Raw genomic sequence first — 22,021 nt, 5'->3', positions numbered from 1 at the left:
TCTATCTATAAGTAAGCCGCCGGAACCGATCCGCATGCCGACCGATATCCATCCCTACCTGTCCGAAGCCCACACGCCGGAGTCGCGCGCCGAGTTCGGCGTGGACAACCCGACCGCGCCGATCCTGCCCGGCGCCTGGCTCGGCATGCTCGGCGGCGGCCAGCTCGGCCGCATGTTCACCCATGCGGCGCAGTCCATGGGCTACCGCGTCTGCGTGCTGGACCCGGACCAGGACAGCCCGGCCGGTGCCGTGGCGGACCGGCATATCTGCGCGGTCTATACCGACGAAGCGGCGCTGGCCGAGATGGGCCAGCTCTGCGAAGCGGTGAGTACCGAGTTCGAGAACGTGCCGTCGCTGTCGCTGGACCGCCTGGAGCAACTGGGCGCCTTCGTGGCGCCGCGCGGCTACTGCGTGTCGATTGCCCAGAACCGCATCGGCGAGAAGAAGTTCTTTGCCGCCTGCGCCGAGCGCACCGGCGTGCCGCCGGCCCCGCACTGGGTGATCCAGCACGATGCCGATGTCGACCAGATTCCGGACAACGTGCTGCCGGGCATCCTCAAGACCGCGCGCATGGGCTACGACGGCAAGGGCCAGGCCCGCGTGAAGACGCGCGAGGACGTGCGCGCCGCGTGGCGCGCCATGCAGCACGTGCCGTGCGTGCTGGAGCAGATGCTGCCGCTGGCCTACGAGGTGTCCGTGCTGGCCGCCCGCGCCGCCGACGGCAGCACCGCCACCTGGCCGCTGGCCGAGAACGTCCATCGGGACGGCATCCTGTTCTCGACCACCATGCCCTCGTCGAGCGTGTCCGACGACATCGCCAACCGCGCCCGCGCCGCCGCCGCCACCGTGACGACGGAGATGGGCTACGTCGGCGTGCTCTGCATCGAATTCTTCGTGCTGACCGATGGCACGCTGGTCGCCAACGAGATGGCGCCGCGCCCGCACAACTCGGGCCACATCACCATGGACGCCTGCGAGACCAGCCAGTTCGAGCAGCAGGTGCGCGCCATGGCCCGCCTGCCGCTGGGCAGCACGCGCCAGCATTCGGCCGGCAAGATGCTGAATCTGCTGGGCGATGTCTGGTTCGAGTTCGGCCTGGAGCGCACGCCGGCCTGGGACGAGGTCGTCGGCCAGCCGGGCGCCAAGCTGCACCTGTACGGCAAGAACGACGCGCGGCCGTCGCGCAAGATGGGCCATGTGAACTGCGTGGGCGAGCAGGCCGCTGCCGCCGAGGCGGCGTTCAACGCCGCCGCGCAGGCGCTCCATATCCCGGTCTGAGGGTTGCCGATGTCTTCACGCATGCCCACGGCGACCGAACTGGAGGAGGCCGTCCGCCTGCTCGAGGCCGGCCAGCTCGTCGCCTTCCCGACGGAAACCGTCTACGGGCTCGGCGCCGATGCCGAGAACCCCGAAGCCGTGGCGCGCATCTTCGCCGCCAAGGGCCGGCCGTCGAACCATCCGGTCATCGTCCACGTGGTGGATGGCGCCGATGTGGGCTACTGGGCTGCGGAGGTGCCGGAATCGGCACAAAAACTGATCGATGCCTTCTGGCCCGGTCCGCTGACGATCATCCTCAAGCGCGCCGCCCATATTCCGGCGGCGGTGGCGGGCGGGCAGGACAGCCTCGGGCTGCGCTGCCCGTCGCACCCGGTGGCGCAGGCGCTGCTGTCGCGCTTCCGGCGCGGCCGCGGCGGCATTGCGGCGCCGTCGGCCAACAAGTTCGGGCAGGTCAGCCCGACCACAGCCGAGCATGTGCGGGACGAGTTCGCGGGCACGGTCTACGTGCTCGAAGGCGATGGGGTGGATATCGGCATTGAATCGTCGATCGTCGATCTGTCGCGCATCGACGAGGTCGGGCCGGTGCTGCTGCGCCCCGGCGCGATCACGGCGGCGATGATGGCCGACGTGCTCGGCACGATGCCGCTGGCCCCCGACGCCGCCGCGCCGCGCGCCTCGGGCACGCTCAAGGCTCACTACGCACCGCGCACGCCGCTGACGCTGGCTTCGCCGGATCAACTGCCGCGCTACCTGGCGACGCTGCCGGGCGATGGCCGGCTCGCCTGGGTCGGCGCCACGCAGGTCAGCAACGACCCGCGCTGCGTGTTCGTGCCAGCACCCGCCACGCCGGACGCCTATGCCCAGGCGCTCTACGGCCTGCTGCGCAAGCTCGACAAGGAAGGTTTTAGCCGGCTCGTGTTCGAGCCAGTCCCCGACGCCCACGACTGGGACGGGGTACGCGACCGCCTGGGCCGGGCGGCGGCGGCGTTCGAAGCCTGATTGCTGCGGGGCCGCCCTAGCTTCTCAAGCTCGCTCAAGGCGCCCCGCGAAACACCCACTCCATCAACGCATCGTGCGCTGCCTGCGCGCCGGAGGCGTTCGGGTGGTTGATGTACGCCACCACCACGTAGCGGCCGCCGTTCGTCGCATCGACATAGCCGGCCAGCGCCCGCACATCGGCCAGCGTGCCGGTCTTCAGGTAGGCGTTGCCCGCCGCGTGGGCGCGCGTGAGCCGGTTGCGCAGCGTGCCGTCCACGCCGAGGATGGGCAGGGAATCGACCAGCGTATAGCCGACGTCGCTGGCCAGTGCCTGCTGGAGCAGCCGGGCCATGTCATAGGCGCTGATGCGCTCCTCGCGCGACAGTCCCGAGCCGTTGTCGAGCACCAGCCCCGGCATGTCCAGCCCCTGGCGTGTCAGCCAGCGGCGGATCACCTGCGCGGAACGCGCCGTGCTGGCCGGGCCGCTGCGGTCCATCTCCGCGCCAATCGTCAGGAACAGCTGGCGCGCCATCACGTTGTTCGAGAACTTGTTGATGTCGCGCACCACGTCGCCGAGCGGCTGGCCGTAGTGGCGCGACAGCAGGAACGCGCCACGCGGCACCGCGCCGCTGCGCAGCCCCGGCGTGTGGGCGAAGCGGCCACCGGCCGCCTGCCATTCGGCCACGAAGCCGCCCCAGATGAAATCGCTGTGCGACAGCGTGGCGAGGTTGACCACGTGCTCGCCGCAGTCGCCCGAATAGGTGCCTTCGAAGGTGGCCACCACGGTGCCATCCGGCTGCGGGGTGATGTTGGGCGTGGCGCGCGAGCGCCAGTCGCCGCAGCGGCCGTTGGTCAGCGTCAGGCGGTTCTCCACGCGCAACTGCGCCAGCGCGGGCGTGACCGCCACGTCCACGGTGCGGCCGGCGGCGTCCGGGGTGATCGTGAATGACAGGGTCTTGAAGGCGTACAGCAGCGCGTCCGGATTGACGTTGTAGGCGCGCTGGGACTCGCCGTCGATCGTATAAGTGCCTTCGGAGGCATCGGCGAAGAAGCTGCGGTCGAGCACCACGTCGCCGTCGATGGTGGTGGCGCCCGCGTTGCGCGCCGAAGCCACCAGCTTGGCCATCTCCTCGGGCACCAGCTTGGGATCGCCGCGCCCGCGCAGGTAGACGTTGCCCCGGATGGTGCCGTCGGCAGCGGGTTCGCTATCGGCGTAGAGCGAGGTCAGCCAGCGGTAGTCCGGCCCCAGCAGCTGCAGGCCGGCGAAGGTGGTCACCACCTTCATGGTCGAGGCCGGGTTCATCGGCGTCTCGGCGTTCCAGCTCACGCGGGCCTGCGGCGCGCCGACCTTGACCACGTAGAAGCTGGCGGCGGAGAGCGGCACGTTGGCCCGGCGCAGCGCGGCCGTGACCGATGCCGGCAGCCCGGTGCGGGCGGCGGCCAGGTCGACGGCGTCAGCGCTCGCGCGGCGGACCGTGGCGGATTTCGATGCAGTGGCTTTGACGGCCTGCGCCGCCTTGGCGGGTTTGGCCTGGGCTCCGGCGATGCCGGTGGAGAGCAGGGCGACGGCGGCGATGGCGGCCGTCAGCGGGAGACGAAGCAGGGCGGGACGATTTGGCATGGCGAGCATGTTAACGCATGCCCGCCATCGGCTGGATGACGTAAAACAGCCGCTTCACGTGCCAGTTCGCCCGTGAAGTCGGCTTGGCGTCTCAGCGACGCTCGGATCTATCAGGGGCAGTCGGCGGCGCAGTCGCGCGGCGTGGCGTTCGGGATCGGAAAGATCGCATCGTAGGCCCAGTTGTAGATCAGCGCGTAGACCATGTAGAAGCCGGCCACGGCGATGTCCATGATGAAGGCATCGACCAGACTGATGTCGAGATACCACGCCACGGACGGCAGGAAGACCAGCAGCAACCCTCCCTCGAACAGGATGGCGTGAAGCACGCGGATGGCTGGCGTCTTCCGCAGCTGCCCCCGGAAGCGCAGCATCGCCTTGTCGAACATCAGGTTGTAGACGTAGTTCCAGACCGCGGCGATCAGCGACGCCACGGCGCCAATCAGGCCCATCTGGTGCAGGGCGTAGCCGAACACCAAACTGGCCAGCGGCGCGAAGGCCAGCAGGCCGATCAGCTCGAAGCCGACGGTATGGCGGATGCGGTCTCCGGTGGTGCGCATGACAGGAACTCCTTGGGATCGATGGAGGCCATTCTATCGGCAGGACAACTTAGGACAAGTTGGATACCATCGGCAAAACAGATGGATCGCTGCCGGTGAGGCGTCGATTCCGTGTCGATGTGATGAAAGGAGTACCCATGAGCCTGTCCCTGGACCAGCTGCAGGCCTTTGTAGCCGCCGCCGAGAGTGGATCGTTCTCGGGCGCGGCGCGCAAGCTCGGCAAGGCGCAGTCGGTGATCAGCGCGGCGGTGGCCAATCTGGAGATCGACCTCGGCAATGCGCTGTTCGACCGCACCGCGCGCTACCCGGTGCTGACGCCGGCTGGCGAGCGCCTGCTGGTGGAGGCGCGCGTGATCCTGGAGCGCTGCGAGCATTTCCGGGGCGTGGCGATGAGCCTGGGCGAGGGCGTGGAGTCGCGCCTGACGCTGGCCGTGGACGAGCTATACCCCGAGGAAGTGCTTGGCGTGCTGCTGGACGAGTTCTCGCAACGCTTTCCCGCCGTGGAGCTGGAGCTGCTGTTCCCGCTGATGGAGGACGTCAGCCGGCTGGTGATGAGCCAGTGCGCGGACCTCGGCATCATGTGGCGGCAGGAAGTGCTGCCGCCCGAACTGGCCTTCCACGCGCTGGGCTGGGTGCCGATGCCGGTGATCTGCGCGCCCGACCATCCACTGGCCGCCCATGCGCAGGTCGATTTCGAGGAGTTGAAGCGCCATCGCCAGCTGATGGTGGCCACGCGCAGCGACAGCGAGGAGAAGAAGCGGTTGCGCGTGGCGGCCGAGGTCTGGTGGGTGGAGAGCCAGTGGGTGATTGTCGAACTGGTCAAGCGGCGGCTGGGCTGGGCCTTCGTGCCGTGGCACATCGCCGCGAGTTCGCCGGCGGCGGCCACGCTGGTATCGCCCCGGCTGGCCTTCCAGGACCAGGACTGGCCCGTGGCGATGGAGCTGGTCTGGCACAAGCAGCGTCCGCTCGGCAAGGCCGCCACCTGGCTGCGCGAGCGCGTGCGACAGCAGCCCTTGCCGCTCGCGCCGGCGCGGTACCAGCAGCGTTGATTACTGGGGCGCGGGTTGCGGGCTCGGTTGCGCGGCAGGCTGCGGCGCCTGCGCCGTGTCCGTCCCCACCGCGTGCCAGCCGCCGCCCAATGCGGCGATCAGCGTGACGGCCGCCGTGTACTGGCGGCCCGTGATCGACAGCGCCGTGCGTTCGGCCGTGTAGGCGGCGGTTTGCGCGGTCAGCACATCGAGCAGCCCGGCCGTGCCGGCCTTGTAGCGATTGTTGACCAGCGCCAGCGCCTCGCGCGCGGAACGCAGCGCGTCGTTCTGCACGGTGGCTTCCTGCCCCAGCAGCCGCGCGGCGGCGAGGTTGTCTTCCACCTCCTGGAACGCGCCCAGCACGGTCTGGCGATAGTTGGCCACGGTCTGGTCATACGCCGCCACGGCCTGCGCCTTGACCGCGCCGCGCAGGCCACCATCGAACACGGTCCCAGCCAGCCCGGCGCCGACGGACCAGACGCGGTCCGGCAAGGACAGCCAGCGCGCCAGCGTGCCCGCCGTCAGCCCGCCCGTGGCCGACAGCGACAGGGTGGGGTAGTACGCCGCCTGCGCCACGCCGATATCGGCATTGGCCGAGGCCATGCGCCGCTCCGCCGCCGCGATGTCAGGCCGGCGCTCCAGCAGCGTCGATGGCACGGCCACCGGCACGTTGGGGATGGCGTCGTCCACCTCGACCACGGCCATGGTCAGGTCCGCCGGCGGCTTGCCGACCAGCACCGCGATGGCGTGTTCCAGTTGCGCGCGCGTGATCTGGATGTCGATCTGCTGCGCCTGCGCACTCTTCAACTGGGTTTCCGACTGCAACACGTCCGAGCGCTGCGCCGTGCCGGCCTGGTACTGGTTGCGCACCAGCAGCAGCGACTTCTCGTAGTCGGCCACGGTGCGGTCGAGCAGCGCGCGCTGTGAATCGGCAATGCGCAGCAGGAAGTAGCTCTGCGCCAGCGTGGCCTGCGTGGAGAGCAGCGTGGCGGCCAGATCGGCCTGGCTGGCCTGCGCGCCGGCCTGGGCGCTCTCCACCTGACGGCGGATGCGGCCCCAGACGTCGATCTCCCAACTGGCGGATAGCGTGGCGTTCTGGCCGTTGGTGATGCGGCCGCCGGTGCTGCTGGCGCCGCGCGAGAGGCCGGCGGACGCACCGATCACCGGGAAGAAGCCCGCGCGCGCGGCCTGCAGCGAGGCGGTGGCCTGCCGGTACTGCGCCTCGGCCGCCTTGATGTTCTGGTTCGAGATCTGCACCTGCGCCATCAGGTCGTCCAGCGCCGGGTCGCCGAACACGCGCCACCAGTCGGCGCGCGCCGTGGCGTCCTGCGGCTCGGCAGTCTTCCAGTCGCCGGTCCAGGCCGGCATGGCCTCGCTGGCCTCCTTGAATGCCTTGGGGACGGGCGCATCGGGGCGCTGGTAGTCGGGGCCGACGGCGCAGCCGGCCAGGACCATGCAGGCCAGGGCGATGGCGGAGGCGCCGGGCAGCGAAAGAGGGCGGTTCATCTTCATCATGGAGGTCAGGATTCCAGCCGCGGCGCGGCGTCCGGGCGTTGGCCGTGGCGCTGGCGGCGGGCGCGCCATGCCTGCACGCGCAGGCGCCAGCGGTCGAGCGTGAGGTAGACCACGGGCGTGGTGTAGAGCGTCAGCAACTGGCTCACCACAAGGCCGCCGACAATCGAGATGCCGAGCGGCGCGCGCAGCTCGGCGCCGTCGCCCCGGCCGATGGCTAGCGGCACCGCGCCCAGCAGGGCGGCCATGGTCGTCATCAGGATCGGCCGGAAGCGCAGCAGGCAGGCGCGATAGATCGCCTCGCGCGGGCTCATGCCCTCATTGCGCTCGGCGTCGATGGCGAAGTCGATCATCATGATCGCGTTCTTCTTGACGATGCCGATCAGCAGGATCACGCCGATCAGCGCGATGATGCTGAACTCCGTCTTGAACAGCAGCAGCGCCAGCAGCGCGCCCACCCCGGCCGAGGGCAGCGTGGACAGGATGGTCAGCGGGTGCACGTAGCTCTCGTACAGGATGCCGAGCACGATGTAGATGGTGATCAGCGCGGCCAGGATCAGGTAGGGCTGGCTCTTGAGCGAGTCCTGGAACGCCTTGGCACCACCCTGGAAGTTGGCCTGGAGCGTCTCCGGGGCGCCGATCTTGGCCAGCGCCTGGCGGATGGCGTCGGTGGCCTCCGACAGCGAGAACCCTTCGGCCAGGTTGAACGAGATCGTGGAGGCGGCGAACTGGCCCTGGTGGTTCACGCCGAGCGGCGTGCTGGTCGGCGTGACGCGCGCGAAGGCCGAGAGCGGCACCCGCCGGCCGTTACCGGTGACCACGTAGATGTCCTGCAGCGCATGCGGCCCCTGCAGGTACTCCGGGCTCAGCTCCATCACCACGCGGTACTGGTTCAGCGGGTGGTAGATCGTCGAGACCAGCCGCTGGCCGAAGGCGTCGTTGAGCACCGCATCCACCTGCTGGGCGGTGACGCCGAGCTTGGAGGCGGTGTCCCGGTCGATGATCACCGAGGTCTGCAGGCCCTTGTCGTTGGTATCGGTATCCACATCCTCGATCCCCTTGATGTTCGAGATCGCCGCGCGCACCTTGGGCTCCCAGGTGCGCAGCGTCTCCAGGTCGTCGGACTGGAGCGTGAACTGGTACTGCGAACTGCTCTGGCGCCCACCCACGCGGATGTCCTGCACCGATTGCAGGTAGAGGTTGGCGCCGGGCTCCTTGGCCAGCTTCAGGCGCAGCCGGGCGATGATGGCGTCGGCAGACTCCTTGCGCTCGTTCAGCGGCTTCAGCGTCACGAACATCTGCCCCGTATTGCGCTGCGAGCCGCCGGTGAAGCCGGTGACGTTGACCACGGCCGGATCGGACTGGACGATCTTGATGAAGTTGTCGAGCTTGCCGCGCATGGCCTGGAACGAGGTGGCCTGGTCCGCGCGGATGAAGCCGATCAGCCGGCCGGTGTCCTGCTGCGGGAAGAAGCCCTTCGGTACGACCACGTAGAGCCAGACGTTCAGCGCCATGGTGGCCAGCAGGATCACCCAGACCAGCCTGGCGTGCCGCAGCGCGAAGTCCAGCGAACGCGCGTAGCGGTCGTGCATCCAGTTGAACACGCGCTCGCTGGCCTGGTAGAAGCGGCCCTGGCTGGCCTTGTGCTCGTCCACGGGGCGCAGCAGCCGCGCACACATCATCGGCGTGGTGGTCAGCGACACCACCAGCGAGACCAGGATGGCCACCGACAGCGTGATGGCGAACTCCTGGAACAGCCGGCCCACGATCCCGCCCATCATCAGCAGCGGGATGAACACGGCGATCAGCGACAGGCTCATCGACAACACCGTGAAGCCCACCTCGCGCGCCCCGCGCAGGGCGGCAGCGCGCGGCTTCATGCCATTCTCGATATGGCGCGAGATGTTCTCCAGCACCACGATGGCGTCATCGACCACGAAGCCGGTGGCAATCGTCAGCGCCATCAGCGACAGGTTGTTGAGCGAGAACCCGCAGAGGTACATCACCGCGAACGTGCCGACCAGCGACACCGGCACGGCCACGCTCGGGATCAGCGTGGCGCGCACGTTGCGCAGGAACAGGAACACCACCATGATCACCAGCGCCACCGAGATCATCAGCGTGTGCTCCACCTCGCGCAGGGAGGCGCGGATGGTGGGCGTGCGGTCCATCATCACGTCCATCGAGATGCTGGCCGGGATCATCTTGCGCAGCTGCGGCAGCATCTCGTTGACGCGGTCCACGGTCTCGATGATGTTGGCGCCGGGCGAGCGGTTCAGCACCAGCAGCACCGACGGCTTGCCGTTGGCCGAGCCGGCATTGCGGATGTCCTGCACCGAATCCACCACGCTGGCCACGTCCTGGAGCCGGATCGGCACCGCGAAGGCGTTGGGGCCGGCGGCGGCGCTGTTGCCGCCCGTGGCGCCCGAGCTGACGGTGGTGGTGCCGCTGCTGGTGGTGATGGTGGTAGTGGTGATCCCGTTGACGGTCTTGGTGCTCACCCCGCCGCCGGCCGTGGCGTTGGCCGTGCTGGCAATCAGCGCGCCGGCCGAGGCGGACGAATACGTGCCCGGCGTGGCGTAGCGCACGATCAGCGGCATGTAGTCCTTGGCCGTCATTGCCTGGTCGTTGGCGTAGACCTGCCAGTTGTTGACGTTGTTCTCGAGCACGCCGAGCGGGCGGTTGGCGTTGGTGGCCGAGATCGTGTTGCGCACGTCCTCGAGCGAGATGCCGTACTTGTTCAGCGCCGTGGGGTTCAGCTCCACCCGCACCGCCGGCAGCGAGGCGCCGCCAATCGTCACCTGGCCAACGCCCTCCACCTGCGACAGCTTCTGGGAGAGGATGGTCGAGGCGGCGTCGTAGAGCTGGCCGCGCGTCATGGTGGGCGAAGTCAGCCCGATGATCATGATCGGCGCGTCGGCCGGGTTGACCTTGCGATAGGTCGGATTGTTCGGCAGGCTGGTCGGCAGCGTCCCGCGTGAGGCGTTGATGGCCGCCTGCACGTCCCGCGCGGCGCCGTCGATGTCACGCGAGAGGTCGAACTGCAGCGTCACCCGCGTGGAGCCCAGCGAGCTGCTGGAGGTGATCTCGGTCACCCCGGCGATGGTGCCCAGCGCGCGCTCCAGCGGCGTGGCCACGGTGGCCGCCATGGTCTCGGGGCTGGCGCCGGGCAGCGACGCCGAGACCGAGATGGTCGGGAAGTCCACCTGCGGCAGCGGCGAGACCGGCAGCAGCCGGAACGCCGCGAGGCCCGCCAGCAGGATGCCGATGGTCAGCAGCGCGGTGGCAACCGGGCGTTGGATGAAGGCGGCCGACAGGTTCATCAGGCGTGCGGCTCCTGCGGGTTCGCGTTCGGATTCGGGTTCGGGCGGGGACGATGGGCGTCCTTGTTGTCGCCACCGTCGCCACCGTCGTCGGGATCGCCGAAGCGGCGTTTGCGCCACCCCTTGAGCCGCATCGCCACGCTGTCGAATGCCAGGTAGATCACCGGCGTGGTGAACAGCGTCAGCACCTGGCTGACCAGCAGGCCGCCGACCATCGTCACGCCCAGCGGCCGGCGCAGCTCGGAGCCGATGCCCGTGCCCAGCATCATCGGCAGGGCGGCCAGCAGGGCGGCCATGGTCGTCATCAGGATCGGGCGGAAGCGCAGCAGGCAGGCCTGGAAGATGGCGTCGCGCGGCGTCATGCCGCCCTCACGCTCGGCCTCGAGCGCGAAGTCGATCATCATGATGGCGTTCTTCTTGACGATGCCGATCAGCAGGATGATGCCGATGATCGCGATGATGCCGATGTCCTGCCCCGAGACCAGCAGCGCCAGCAGCGCCCCCACGCCGGCCGAGGGCAGCGTGGACAGGATGGTCACCGGGTGGATCGTGCTCTCGTAGAGCACGCCCAGCACGATGTACATCGTGATCACGGCGGCCAGGATCAGCCACAGCGTGTTGGAGAGCGAGGCGCGGAAGGCCAGCGCGGCGCCCTGGAACTCGGTGACCATCGAGATCGGCAGGTTCAGCTCCTTCTCGATCTGCGTGATCTTGTCCACGGCGGCGCCCAGGGACTCGCCCGGGGCCAGGTTGAACGAGACCGTCGCGGCCGGGAACTGGCCCTGATGGTTGATCACCAACTGGCCGGTGCGCTCGCTGATGCGGGCGATGGCGCCCAGCGGCACCTGCCCGCCCGACGACGACGGCAGGCGCAGCTCGGCCAGCGACTGCGGGCTGGTGCGGAACTGCGGCATGGTCTCCAGCACCACGCGGTACTGGCTGGACTGCGTGAAGATGGTCGACACCAGCCGCTGGCCGAAGGCGCTGTAGAGTGCGCTGTCGATCACGGCCGTGGTGATGCCGAACCGCGCGGCGGCGTCCCGGTCGATGTCCACATAGGCGCGCAGGCCGTTGTTCTGCTGGTCGCTCGCCACGTCGCGCAGCTCAGGTTCCTGGCGCAGGCGCTCCACCAGCTTGGGCACCCATTCGGCCAGCGTGGCCGGGTCCGGGTCTTCCACGGTGAACTGGTACTGCGTGCGCGAGACGCGATCCTCGATGGTCAGGTCCTGCACCGGCTGGGTGTAGAGCGAGACGCCGCCCAGCTGCTGCACGGCGTCCTGGAGCCGCTGGGTCACCACCGCCATGCTGTCCCGGTCGGCCTTGGGCTTGAGGTTGATCAGCATGCGCCCGGCGTTGAGCGTGGTGTTGGTGCCATCCACGCCGATGAACGACGAGACGCTGGCCACCGCCGGGTCCTGCAGGATCACCTTCTGCACGGCCTCCTGCTTGCGGCCCATCGCCGCGAACGAGGTGGTCTGCGAGGCCTCGGTGATGGCCTGGATCACGCCGGTGTCCTGCACCGGGAAGAAGCCCTTCGGCACCAGCATATAGAGCAGGCCGGTCAGCACCAGCGTGCCCACGGCCACCACCAGCGTGGCGGTCTGGCGGTCCAGCACCCACTCAAGCGCCTGGCCGTAGCGGTGGATCACGTTGTCGAAGAAGCGGCCCGTGGCACGATGGAAGCGCGGCAGTTCCTCCTCGGGCACGTGGCGCAGCAGGCGCGCGCACATCATCGGCGTCAGCGTCAGCGACACCACGGCCGAGATCAGGATCGACACCGCAAGCGTGATGGCGAACTCGCGGAACAGCCGGCCGACCACATCGCCCATGAACAGCAGCGGGATCAGCACGGCCACCAGCGAGAAGGTCAGCGAGATGATGGTGAAGCCGATCTGCTTGGAGCCCTTGAGCGCCGCCGCCATCGGGGAATCGCCTTCCTCGATGTAGCGCATGATGTTCTCGATCATCACGATGGCGTCATCCACCACGAAGCCGGTGGCGATGGTCAGCGCCATCAGCGTCAGGTTGTTGATCGAGAAGCCGGCCATGTACATCACGCCGAAGGTGCCGACCAGCGAGAGCGGCACCGCCACGCCCGGGATGATGGTGGCCGGGATGTTGCGCAGGAAGACGAAGATCACCATCACCACCAGCGCGATGGCCAGCAGCAGCTCGAACTGCACATCCTTGACCGAGGCGCGGATGGTGGTGGTGCGGTCGGTCAGCAGCTGCACGTGCACCGAGGCCGGCAGCGCCGCCTGCAGCTGCGGCAGCAGCGTCTTGATGCGGTCCACCACCTCGATCACGTTGGCGCCGGGCTGGCGCTGGATGTTCAGCACGATGGCCGGGCGGCTGTTGGCCCAGGCGGCCAGCCGGCTGTTCTCGGGGCCGTCGACGATGTCGGCCACGTCGGTGATGCGGATCGGCGCGCCGTTCTGGTAGCCGATGATGATCTGGCGGTATTCGTCGGCGGAGCGGAGCTGGTCGTTGGCGTCGATGGTGGAGGCGCGCGCGGGGCCGTCGAAGCTGCCCTTGGCGCCGTTCACGTTGGCGCTGCCGATGGCGGTGCGCAGGTCGTCGATCGACATGCCCAGCGCGGCCAGCGCGGTGGGATTGGCCTGGATGCGCACGGCGGGGCGCTGCCCGCCGCTGATGGTGACCAGCCCCACGCCCTGGATCTGCGAAATCTTGGCGCCCACGCGGGTGTCCACCATGTCCTGCAGCTTGGGCAGGGGCAGGGTGTCCGAGGTCATCGCCAGCGTCATGATCGGCGCATCGGCCGGATTGACCTTGCTGTAGACCGGCGGCATGGGCAGGTCCGAGGGCAGCAGGTTGCCGCCCGCGTTGATGGCGGCCTGCACCTGCTGCTCGGCCACGTCCAGCGACAGCGACAGCTCGAACTGCAGCGTGATGACCGACGCGCCGCCAGAGGACGACGACGACATCTGCTTGAGCCCCGGCATCTGGCCGAACTGGCGCTCCAGCGGCGCCGTGACCGAGGAGGTCATGACGTCCGGGCTGGCGCCGGGGTAGAGCGTGGTGACCTGGATGGTCGGGTAATCCACCTCCGGCAGCGCGGACAGCGGCAGCAGCCGGTACGCCACCAGCCCGGACAGCAGGATGGCCAGCATCAGCAGTGCCGTGGCCACCGGCCGTTCGATAAAGATGCGTGAGGGATTCATGCCGTCTCGGGTGCGTCGCCGTGCTTACTGCTGCGGCCGTTGGCCGACGGTGCCGGTGGGGTTGGCCGGCGTGTTGGTGGTCGGGTTCGGGTTGGTGTCGCCGTCACGGGGGCGCCGGCGCTCGGCTGCGGCGCCGGAGGCGCCCATCGCCCCAACCGCTCCGGAGGCATCGCTGGCCCCGGCGTGCGGGCCGCTGGCCCCGCCATGGCGCCGGCCACGCCCGCGGGGCGCACTGGCCGGCGTGGTGGCGGCGGCACGCGCGGCCGGGTCCACGGCTTCCACGATCATGCCTTCCTTGAGGCGGTCGGCGCCGTCCACGACCACGCGCTGGCCCGGCTCCAATCCTTTCATGACGGCAGTCTGGGCGCCATCGGTCGGCCCCAGCGTGACCACCTGCACCTTCACCTGGTTGTCATCGCCCACCACGTAGACGAAGGTGCCCTGCTGGCCGCGCTGGATGGCGGCCACCGGGATCACGGTGGCGTCCACCAGCGTGTCCACGCGCGTGCGCACGTTCACGAACTGGTTCGGGAACAGCATGCCGTCCGTGTTCGGGAAGATGGCCTTGAGCTTGACGGTGCCCGTGGTGGTGTCGATCTGGTTGTCGGTGGTCAGCAGCGTGCCTTCGCCAAGCTGGTTGCGCACCTGGCGGTCCCACGCCTGCACCGGCAGCTTCTCGCCGGCGTTGAGCTTCTTCAGCACGGCCGGCAGGTTGTCTTCGGGAATGGTGTAGAGCACGGCAATCGGCTGGATCTGGGTGATCAGCGCGATGCCGTTGGTGTCGCTGGTGCCGACGATGTTGCCCGGGTCCACCTGCCGCAGGCCGATGCGGCCCGAGTTGGGCGCCACGATCCTGGTATAGCCGAGCTGGATGCGGGCGTTATCCACATTGCCCTGGTCGGTCTTCACGGTGCCCTCGTACTGGCGCACCAGCGCGTCCTGGGTATCCACCTGCTGCTTGGAGATGGAGTCCTGCGCCAGCAGCGTCTTGTAGCGCTGCTGGTCCAGCCGGGCGTTCTGGAGCAGCGCCTGGTCCCGCGCGAGCTGGCCCACGGCCTGGTCGAGCGTGGCCTGGAACGGGCGCGGGTCGATCTCCGCCAGCACGTCGCCGGCCTTGACCATCTGGCCTTCCTTGAACAGCACCTTCAGCAGCGGGCCCGAGACCTGGGCGCGCACGGTGACATTGGTCACCGGCGTCACGTTGCCCAGGCCGTTGAGCACCACGTCCATGTCACGCCGGGCCACCGTGTTGACCACCACGGGCGAACGCGGTTGCGCGCCCGGGCCGCCCGGGCCCCCTGGGCCGCTGGCACCCATGCGGCGACCCGCGCCGGGGCCGCTGGCGCCGCCGGTGGCCGCGCCGGCCTCCTGCGCGGCCTGCCGGTGGCTGTGCCAGTACCAGCCGACGCCGGCCAGCACGACGATGACGGCCACGGCGATCCAGGTGCGGCGGCGGGCCGGGCCGGGGCGGCGCGGCGGGGAGGGCGGAAGAGATTGACCTTGTTCGGGGCTGGACATAGACCGGGAATCCTGGGGACGGCACGACGAAGGGCGTACCAACGGGCTTGCTCGGCATATCGGGGCAAATGACCCCATATGGCGGCGAAGTTGCAGCAGTATGCCGCAGGCGGGCACGGCTGCGGTGCCATGGCCTGAAGGATAATGTGCCGCCGCCATCCCACCTGTTTCGTGGCGTCCCGCTTTTATTACATCGGATTACGATGGCGCCGGGTGTAACCTCCGGAAACAAAACGGTCGGGGTAAATCGCCATCTGGCGCTGCCGGCCTGACTATCATGTGGCTATGCGAACGAACCAGCCTACCCAGATCCTCGTCGTCGACGACGATCCCGAACTGCGCGACCTCCTGCGCGAGTACCTGACCAGCCAGGGTTATGCCGTCTCGGTCCTGCACGATGGCGATGGCCTCCAGGCCCGCCTCGAGCGCGAGCGGCCGGCGCTGATCGTGCTCGACCTGATGATGCCGAAGGTGGACGGCCTGACCGCGCTGCGCAACCTGCGCGCCAAGAACGACGACATCCCGGTGATCCTGCTCACGGCGCGCAGCGACGAGATCGACCGCATCGTCGGGCTGGAGATCGGCGCCGACGACTACCTCGGCAAGCCGTTCTCGCCGCGCGAACTGCTGGCGCGCATCAACGCGGTGCTGCGGCGCAAGCTGGCGCGCCCGGCCGCCGCGCCCGAGGACCGCGAATCGGTGGCGTTCGGCCCGTTCCGCGTCAATTTCCGGCTGCGCACGCTGTTGCGCAACGACCAGTCGGTGCAGATCAGCGATACCGAGTTCGCGCTGCTCAAGCTGCTGCTGTCGCACCCGCTGGAAGTGCTCTCGCGCGAACGCATCGTCGAGCTGATGTATGGCAGTGCCAGCGGCATCAGCGACCGCGGCATCGACGTGCAGATCTGGCGCCTGCGCCGCCTGCTCGACGAAGACGCGCAGCGTCCGCGCTATATCCAGACCGTACGGGGCCGGGGCTACACCTTCGTGCCTGACGAAGCCGAGGACAGCATTCCGCAATGAAGCTGAGGATCGACACCCTGTTCGGCCGCATGGCGCTGCTGATTGCGGCCGTGCTGTTCATCAGCCATTTCTCGTGGCTGGCCATCCTGCGCATGGACCGCCGGCAGCAGCAGATCGACTATTCGGTGGAGCAGATGATGTTCCAGCTGAAGAGTATCGAGCGCGCGCTGGACGCGAAGCCGCCGGTGGCGCTGCCGAGCCTGGTCGAGGTGGCCGACACCGCCGAGGCCGACGAGCATTCGGCCGATCCGGCGCCCGGCCGGCCGCGCCGGCTGGTGGAGCAGTTCGTGCGCCAGCTGCCCGCCGGCACGCAGATCCGCCTGGAGGACGAGACCACGCCGCGCCTCTGGATCAAGCTGCCGACGCGCGCGCAGTGGATCGCCATGCCGATTCTGTTCGTGCACAATCCGCCGCCCGACAACCGCATGGTGCCCGGCGTGGTGCTGGTGGTGGGGGTGGCGATCATCTTCGCGCTGCTGATTGCGTGGCAGATCCAGCGCCCGGTGCGGGACATGGCCGAGGCCGCCGAGCAGCTTTCCCGCCAGCATGCGGTCAAGCCGCTGCGCGAGCGCGGGCCACATGAGCTGCGCCAGTTGATCGTGCGTTTCAATCGGATGGTGGCGGACCTCGCGCGCATCGACCAGGAGCGCAATACGATGCTGGCCGGCATCGCCCACGACCTGAAGACGCCGCTGGCGCGGCTGCGGCTGCGTGCCGAGATGCTGTCCGACCCCAAGGCGGCGGCCGGCGTCACCCGCGACGTGGATTCCATGGCGGCGATCGTCGAACAGTTCCTGAGCTTCGCCCAGAGCAGCGAGCCGACCGCCCGCCCGGTGCCGGTGGACAAGCGCATCGGCGAACTGGCGCTGTCGTTGCAGGAGCAGGACCGCACCGTGGTGCTGGAACTGGCCGCTGGCGAGGGCTTCCGGATGATCGCCACCCAGCTCGATCGCATCATCGGCAATCTTGTCGACAACGCCTATGCCTACGGCGCGCCGCCCGTCTGCGTGGCGACGGCACGGGGGCCGGACGGCTGGCGGCTGACGGTGGAAGATCAGGGACCCGGGATTCCGGAAGAGGCGATGGAGCGCGTGACGCTGCCATTCGTGCGGCTGGACCCGGCGCGTGGCGGCAATGCCCACTCGGGACTCGGCCTGGCCATCGTGGACCGCCTGGTGCGGCAGGGCGGCGGGCGGCTGATGCTGCTCAACCGGCCCGACGGCGGCCTGCGGGTGGAGATGGTGTTCCCGTTCGCGGCGCTGGCGCAGGCCGCGTAACGGTCAGTAACGGACAGTAGCGGTCAGGCTGGCGAGGTGCCCTCAGCCAGCCTTCTTCTTCTCGCCGATCCGGCTTTCCTTGCCGGCCAGCAGCTTGGCGATGTTCTGGCGGTGGCGCACCACCAGCAGCACGCCGATCACGAAGACCGCGCCGGTGATGATATCCACGCCGAACATCAGCACATAGAAGAACGGCGCGAAGATGGCCGCCACCAGCGCGGCCAGCGACGAATAGCGGAAGAAGAACGCGATGATCAGCCAGGTGGCCAGCGTGCCGGCGCCCAGCAGCGGATGGATCGCGAACAGGATGCCGGCGGCCGTGGCCACGCCCTTGCCACCCGCGAAGCGGTGGAACACCGGGAACAGGTGGCCCAGGAACACGCCCAGCGCCGCGAGCGCCACGCCCGAATCCTCCAGCCCGTAGCCCGGGCCGAAGTGCCGGGCCAGCCAGACCGCGAACCAGCCCTTCAGGCCGTCCCCAATCAGCGTCAGGATGGCCGCCTTCTTGTTGCCCGTGCGCAGCACGTTGGTGGCGCCGGGGTTGCCCGAGCCATAGCTGTGCGGGTCCGGCAGGCCCATGAGCTTGCTGACCACGACGGCAAAGGACACCGACCCGATCAGGTAGGCGACGACGGCGAATAGCAGGTTGACCATTGCAGGGGAATCTTTTTGGGGGTTTCAGGCTGGCGCGATTGTAGCGCGCCCGTCCGTGTCAGTCAGGCTCGGGTCAGCCCCGATTCCATCCGATTTCAGTCCGGCAGGGCGCACTCGACCGGCTTGGCCTCCAGCAGCCGCGTCAGCACCTCCGGCGCGATGCTGACCAGATAGCCGCGCCGCCCGCCGTTGATATAGATCCGCTCCAGCGCCAGCACGCCGGCCTCCACATAGACCGGCATCCGCTTCTTCGTGCCGAACGGCGACGTCCCGCCGACCATGAAGCCGCTGTGGCGCTGCGCTACCTCGGGCTTGCACGGCTGCACGCTCTTGCAGCCAATCTGCCGCGCCAGGTTCTTGGTCGAGACCGAGCAATCGCCATGCATCAGCACGATCAGCGGCTGCGCGCGCTCGTCCTCCATGACCAGGGTCTTGACCACGTCGTGCTCGGGCACGCCCAGCTGGCGGGCAGACTCGCCGGTGCCGCCGTGGTCGACATATTCATAGGGATGCTCGCCGAAATCCACGCCATGCCGGCGCAGCATCTGCGTGGCGGGGGTCTCGGAGATGTGTTTCGCTTTGCTCATGAGGCGCGGCGCGGCAGGGGGTTAGCCGCGCGGATGGTGGTGGAGATGCAACTCGCGCAGGCGCTCGCGCGCCACGTGCGTGTAGATCTGCGTGGTGGAGATATCGGCATGGCCCAGCAGCAGCTGCACCACGCGCAGGTCGGCGCCATGGTTCAGCAGGTGCGTGGCGAACGCGTGCCGCAGCGTATGTGGCGAAAGCGGCGCATGGATGCCGCCTTCGCGCGCGTGCTTCTTGATCAGGTGCCAGAAGGTCTGGCGCGTCATGCCCTCACCGCGCTGCGTGACGAACAGCGCGTCGCAGGGGCGCCCGGCCAGCAGCGCGGGGCGCGACTCGGCCAGGTAGCGGCGCAGCCAGTCGCCGGCCTGCGCGCCGAACGGCACCAGCCGCTCCTTGTTGCCCTTGCCGCCCACGATGCGCGCCACGCCCTCGTTCAGGCCGATTTCCACGGTCTTCATGTTGGTCAGCTCGGACACGCGCAGCCCGCTCGCGTACATCAGCTCGAGCATGGTGCGGTCGCGCAGCCCCAGCGGGGTGTCGGTATCGGGGGTTTCGAGCAGGGCCTCGACCTGGGCTTCGGAGAGCGTCTTCGGGAAGCGCGGCGGCTGTTTGGCGGGCCGCAGCAGCAGGCACGGATCGGCCTGGATCATGTGCTCGCGCAGCGCCCACTGGTAGAAGCGGCGGAACACCGTGAGCCGCCGGTTGGCCGACGAGGCCCGTGTCTCCAGGTGGCGCGCGGCGAAGTAGGCGGACAGCAGGGTGTCGTCCACGCCCAGCAGCTTGCCGTGGGCGGCGCCGTGGAGCCAGCGCGCCAGCAGGGCCAGGTCGCGGCGATAGGCGTCGATGGTGTTGCGCGACAGGCCGTCTTCGAGCCACAGCGCGTCGCAGAATCGATCGACCAGCGCGAGATCGGCGCTGGGATCGGTGCCGGCCGGGGCCTCGGCGTGCACAACCTCGCTCATAGCAGCATCGCGCCCTCGTGGCGCAGCAGCCAGCGTTTCACGCCGAGGTGGAAGCCTTCCTCGCCATGATGGGCGAAGCCCCCCAGCCCGTTGGCGGCCACCACGCGATGGCAGGGAATGACCACCGGGAACCAGTTCTGCCCGCACGCCTGCCCCACGGCACGCGGCATGCTTTGCAGGCGCTTGGCGATGGTGCCGTAGGTGGTCAGGCCGCCACGCGGCACGGCCGAGATGGCGTCCCAGACCTTGCGCTGGAACGCGGTGCCGCGATGGGCCAGCGGCAGGTCGAACACGGTGTCGGGGTCGGCGTAGTAGGCGTCCAGCTGCGCGGCCACGCGGCGCGCGAGGGCGCTGGCCGGGGCAATCAGCTCGAAGCTGTCGGGCAGGTAGACGATTTCGTGGACGTGCTCGCCATCGGCACGCACGCCGATCTTGCCGAAAGGCGCGGGCAGGACGGCATCGAAGCGGTGGGACATGGCTGGCGGACGGCTGGGGTGATGACCCCGGATTTTATGCCGATTCGCGCCGGTGCTGCGGTTTGCGCCTCTCTCCCTCTGGGAGAGAGGCCGGGAGAGAGGGCAGGCGCTGGCCGGAGCCTGCATGCTGGAACACACCGAAGGCTCCGCTTGATGTGGCCGCATGCTAGACCACCCCTCTCCCCGACCCTCTCCCACTGAGGGGAGAGGGAGCAAAACTCGTGGTCCTGAAGGGCCACTTGGGCGTACTTACTGCTCCAGCTTGATGTTCTGCACCTTCACAAGCGTCTTCATCTTGTCGAATTCCTTCTTGATCTCGGCGGCGTGCTGGGCCGGGGTGTTGCCCGACGGCTCGGCGCCAGCCGTGCGCAGGCGCTGGACGAAGTCCTTGTCCTGCAGCGCCTTGACGGCCGCCGCGTTCAGCTTGGCGATTACGTCGTCCGGCGTGCCGGCGGGGGCCACCAGGCCGTACCAGGCCGGGTCATTCGGCTCCTTCAGGCCCATTTCGCCGAAGGTCGGCACGTTGGGCAGGCCGTCCACGCGCTTGTCCCACGCCACCACCAGCGCGCGCAGCTTGCCGGCCTTGATGTAGGGCATCGACGACGGCAGGTTGTCCACCATGATCGGCACCTGGCCGGCCAGCACGTCGTTCAGCGCCGGGCCTGCGCCACGGTACGGAATGTGCACCATGAACGTCTTGGTCGAGACCTTGAACTGCTCGCCCAGCATGTGGCCGAAGCCGCAGGTGCCCGATGACGCGTACGAGTACTTGCCCGGATTGGCCTTCAGCACGGCCAGGAACTCCTTGTAGTCCTTGGCCGGGAAGTTCGGATTCACGGCGATCACGTTGGCCACGTTGGCCACGTTCGTGATGGGCTTGAAGTCCTTGATCGGGTCGTACGACAGCTTCGGGTTGCAGGCCGGGTTCACGGCCATGGTCGAAACCGTGGAGATGCCGATGGTGTAGCCATCCGGCGGGGCCTTGGCGATGGCGTCGGCGCCAATCGAACCGCCCCCGCCAGCGCGGTTTTCCACCACCACGGGCTGGCCGAGGATGCGGCTCATCTGGTCGGCCACGCCACGGCCCACGATGTCGGTGGTGCCACCCGGCGCGAACGGAATGATCAGGCGGATCGGCTTGGTCGGAAAGCTTTGCGCGTGCGCCACGGAAGCCACCGAGGCGATGGCGGCAACGGCCAGGGTCAGTGCGGTTTTACGAGCGTGCATGAGAAGAGAGTCTCCCGTTCTGAAAGCCGGACGGATCGCGCCCGGGGAGGTCATAAAACGCCGGCGAGCGTTGCGCCGGCGGCGTTGCGGATTCAGCCGCCCAGCAGGCCGCGCTTGAGTTCGCGGTCCACCGGATGTTCGCCCAGGAAGATGCGCAGCACCGCCTGGTAGAAGTCCTCGCCCGGAATCGGCCGCCCGCGCGGGATGCCGTTGACGGCCACCACGGTGCCGCTTTCGGGCGCGTAGTCGAAGTTGATGACATCGCCCCGGCGCGCCGTGCCGACCAGGTTCATGGTCTGCTCGAGCTGGGTGAGGCGGTCGGCCAGCAGCTTTAGCTGCGGCTCGGAGTGGTTCTCGCGCAGGCCCGTGTTCAGCGCCTTGACGAAGGCATCGGACTCCACCTCGCGCAGCGGGCGGATCTGCAGCCGCTTGGGCCCGTGCGTGCCCAGCGCCACGGTGGCGTTGCGCGAACGCTCGGGCAGGTAGAGCCCGGCCGCGTAGCCCTTGATGACGAACACCGCGCGCAGCCCGGCGCCATTCAGTTGCAGCTCCTTGCCGCCGACGCGCGTGGCGTCGTCGAAGCGCACCCCCTCGATCTCCATCGCCATGGCATGCGTGGAGATGGCCGACAGCGGCGACAGCAGGCCCACGGCCACGGCGAGCGCGGCGGCGTGTCTGCGGAGAGCGGTGGATCGGCGGGCGGGGACCTTCATGGGTGCGGCGGGCAAGACGAAATTTGGCATGCCATGTTGCCGGAGTTCTGGAACAATACCCATCCGTATCTGCCCTAGTCTGCACATTTGGCCGTGCCTGCCGAGGGGG

At 68.8% G+C, this 22,021-nt stretch carries 17 protein-coding genes; 5 read left to right on the top strand and 12 right to left on the bottom strand.

All coding sequences use genetic code 11. The features are described from left to right. Window positions 1-34: 34 nt before the first annotated feature. Together AC1DP9_RS15260 and AC1DP9_RS15255 are read left to right on the top strand one after the other, a co-directional pair. Window positions 35-1,279: a 5-(carboxyamino)imidazole ribonucleotide synthase gene (locus AC1DP9_RS15260; RefSeq protein WP_477107815.1), complete on the top strand. Its 1,245-nt coding sequence runs from the start codon at window positions 35-37 to the stop codon at window positions 1,277-1,279. Between the two features lie 9 nt (window positions 1,280-1,288). After that, the gene (locus AC1DP9_RS15255; RefSeq protein ID WP_477107814.1) at window positions 1,289-2,278 is read left to right on the top strand and encodes an L-threonylcarbamoyladenylate synthase; all 990 of its coding nucleotides are present in this window, start codon (window positions 1,289-1,291) and stop codon (window positions 2,276-2,278) included. Between the two features lie 34 nt (window positions 2,279-2,312). Here the strand turns inward: AC1DP9_RS15255 and dacB are convergent, their stop codons facing one another. Together dacB and AC1DP9_RS15245 are read right to left on the bottom strand one after the other, a co-directional pair. After that, the gene (gene dacB / locus AC1DP9_RS15250; protein WP_477107813.1) at window positions 2,313-3,887 is read right to left on the bottom strand and encodes a D-alanyl-D-alanine carboxypeptidase/D-alanyl-D-alanine endopeptidase; all 1,575 of its coding nucleotides are present in this window, start codon (window positions 3,885-3,887) and stop codon (window positions 2,313-2,315) included. A gap of 101 nt (window positions 3,888-3,988) precedes the next feature. Beyond that, on the bottom strand, window positions 3,989-4,435 hold the full coding sequence (locus AC1DP9_RS15245) for a PACE efflux transporter (RefSeq protein ID WP_441591771.1): 447 nt from the start codon (window positions 4,433-4,435) through the stop codon (window positions 3,989-3,991). A gap of 137 nt (window positions 4,436-4,572) precedes the next feature. On the opposite strand from AC1DP9_RS15245, the gene AC1DP9_RS15240 reads away from it, so the two are divergent. Then, the gene (locus tag AC1DP9_RS15240) at window positions 4,573-5,484 is read left to right on the top strand and encodes a LysR family transcriptional regulator (protein ID WP_092298003.1); all 912 of its coding nucleotides are present in this window, start codon (window positions 4,573-4,575) and stop codon (window positions 5,482-5,484) included. On the opposite strand, the gene AC1DP9_RS15235 is transcribed toward AC1DP9_RS15240, so the two are convergent. From AC1DP9_RS15235 to AC1DP9_RS15220, 4 genes are read right to left on the bottom strand one after another with little or no spacing between them, the layout of a single operon-like run. Next, window positions 5,485-6,978 (bottom strand): efflux transporter outer membrane subunit, encoded by a 1,494-nt coding sequence (locus AC1DP9_RS15235; protein WP_477107812.1) that lies wholly within the window; start codon window positions 6,976-6,978, stop codon window positions 5,485-5,487. A 5-nt stretch (window positions 6,979-6,983) separates the two neighbouring features. Continuing rightward, a complete protein-coding gene (locus AC1DP9_RS15230) occupies window positions 6,984-10,298 on the bottom strand; it encodes an efflux RND transporter permease subunit (protein ID WP_477107811.1) in 3,315 nt (1,104 codons plus the stop codon). Beyond that, window positions 10,298-13,480: an MdtB/MuxB family multidrug efflux RND transporter permease subunit gene (locus AC1DP9_RS15225; RefSeq protein ID WP_477107810.1), complete on the bottom strand. Its 3,183-nt coding sequence runs from the start codon at window positions 13,478-13,480 to the stop codon at window positions 10,298-10,300. The genes AC1DP9_RS15230 and AC1DP9_RS15225 overlap by 1 nt, the downstream gene beginning before the upstream one ends. A 24-nt stretch (window positions 13,481-13,504) precedes the next feature. Next, complete coding sequence (locus tag AC1DP9_RS15220; protein ID WP_477107809.1) at window positions 13,505-14,998, bottom strand: MdtA/MuxA family multidrug efflux RND transporter periplasmic adaptor subunit; 1,494 nt, start codon at window positions 14,996-14,998, stop codon at window positions 13,505-13,507. A 285-nt stretch (window positions 14,999-15,283) separates the two neighbouring features. Between AC1DP9_RS15220 and AC1DP9_RS15215 the strand changes: the two genes are divergently transcribed. Both AC1DP9_RS15215 and AC1DP9_RS15210 read left to right on the top strand, forming a co-directional pair. Further along, entirely contained in the window at window positions 15,284-16,018 is a 735-nt protein-coding gene (locus AC1DP9_RS15215; protein ID WP_477107808.1) for a response regulator, read from the top strand. Next, window positions 16,015-17,295: an ATP-binding protein gene (locus tag AC1DP9_RS15210; RefSeq protein ID WP_092298022.1), complete on the top strand. Its 1,281-nt coding sequence runs from the start codon at window positions 16,015-16,017 to the stop codon at window positions 17,293-17,295. The genes AC1DP9_RS15215 and AC1DP9_RS15210 overlap by 4 nt, the downstream gene beginning before the upstream one ends. A gap of 42 nt (window positions 17,296-17,337) precedes the next feature. On the opposite strand, the gene plsY is transcribed toward AC1DP9_RS15210, so the two are convergent. The 6 genes from plsY to AC1DP9_RS15180 form a co-directional block, all read right to left on the bottom strand. Then, window positions 17,338-17,949: a glycerol-3-phosphate 1-O-acyltransferase PlsY gene (gene plsY / locus AC1DP9_RS15205; protein WP_092298025.1), complete on the bottom strand. Its 612-nt coding sequence runs from the start codon at window positions 17,947-17,949 to the stop codon at window positions 17,338-17,340. Window positions 17,950-18,044: 95 nt separating this feature from the next. Then, on the bottom strand, window positions 18,045-18,536 hold the full coding sequence (locus AC1DP9_RS15200) for an aminoacyl-tRNA deacylase (protein WP_092298028.1): 492 nt from the start codon (window positions 18,534-18,536) through the stop codon (window positions 18,045-18,047). Between the two features lie 21 nt (window positions 18,537-18,557). Next, entirely contained in the window at window positions 18,558-19,496 is a 939-nt protein-coding gene (gene xerD / locus AC1DP9_RS15195) for a site-specific tyrosine recombinase XerD (RefSeq protein ID WP_092298031.1), read from the bottom strand. Then, complete coding sequence (locus AC1DP9_RS15190) at window positions 19,493-19,972, bottom strand: methylated-DNA--[protein]-cysteine S-methyltransferase (protein WP_092298034.1); 480 nt, start codon at window positions 19,970-19,972, stop codon at window positions 19,493-19,495. Before AC1DP9_RS15190 ends, xerD begins: the two co-directional genes overlap by 4 nt. A 249-nt stretch (window positions 19,973-20,221) precedes the next feature. Beyond that, window positions 20,222-21,199 (bottom strand): tripartite tricarboxylate transporter substrate binding protein BugE, encoded by a 978-nt coding sequence (locus AC1DP9_RS15185; protein ID WP_092298037.1) that lies wholly within the window; start codon window positions 21,197-21,199, stop codon window positions 20,222-20,224. 92 nt (window positions 21,200-21,291) lie between these two features. After that, window positions 21,292-21,912 (bottom strand): chalcone isomerase family protein, encoded by a 621-nt coding sequence (locus tag AC1DP9_RS15180; protein WP_255370917.1) that lies wholly within the window; start codon window positions 21,910-21,912, stop codon window positions 21,292-21,294. Window positions 21,913-22,021: the final 109 nt, after the last annotated feature.

Source organism: Cupriavidus sp. 01L43, from assembly GCF_056399925.1.
Note: the sequence above shows the minus strand (reverse complement) of the source record. Positions and strands in the feature narration are given on the sequence as shown.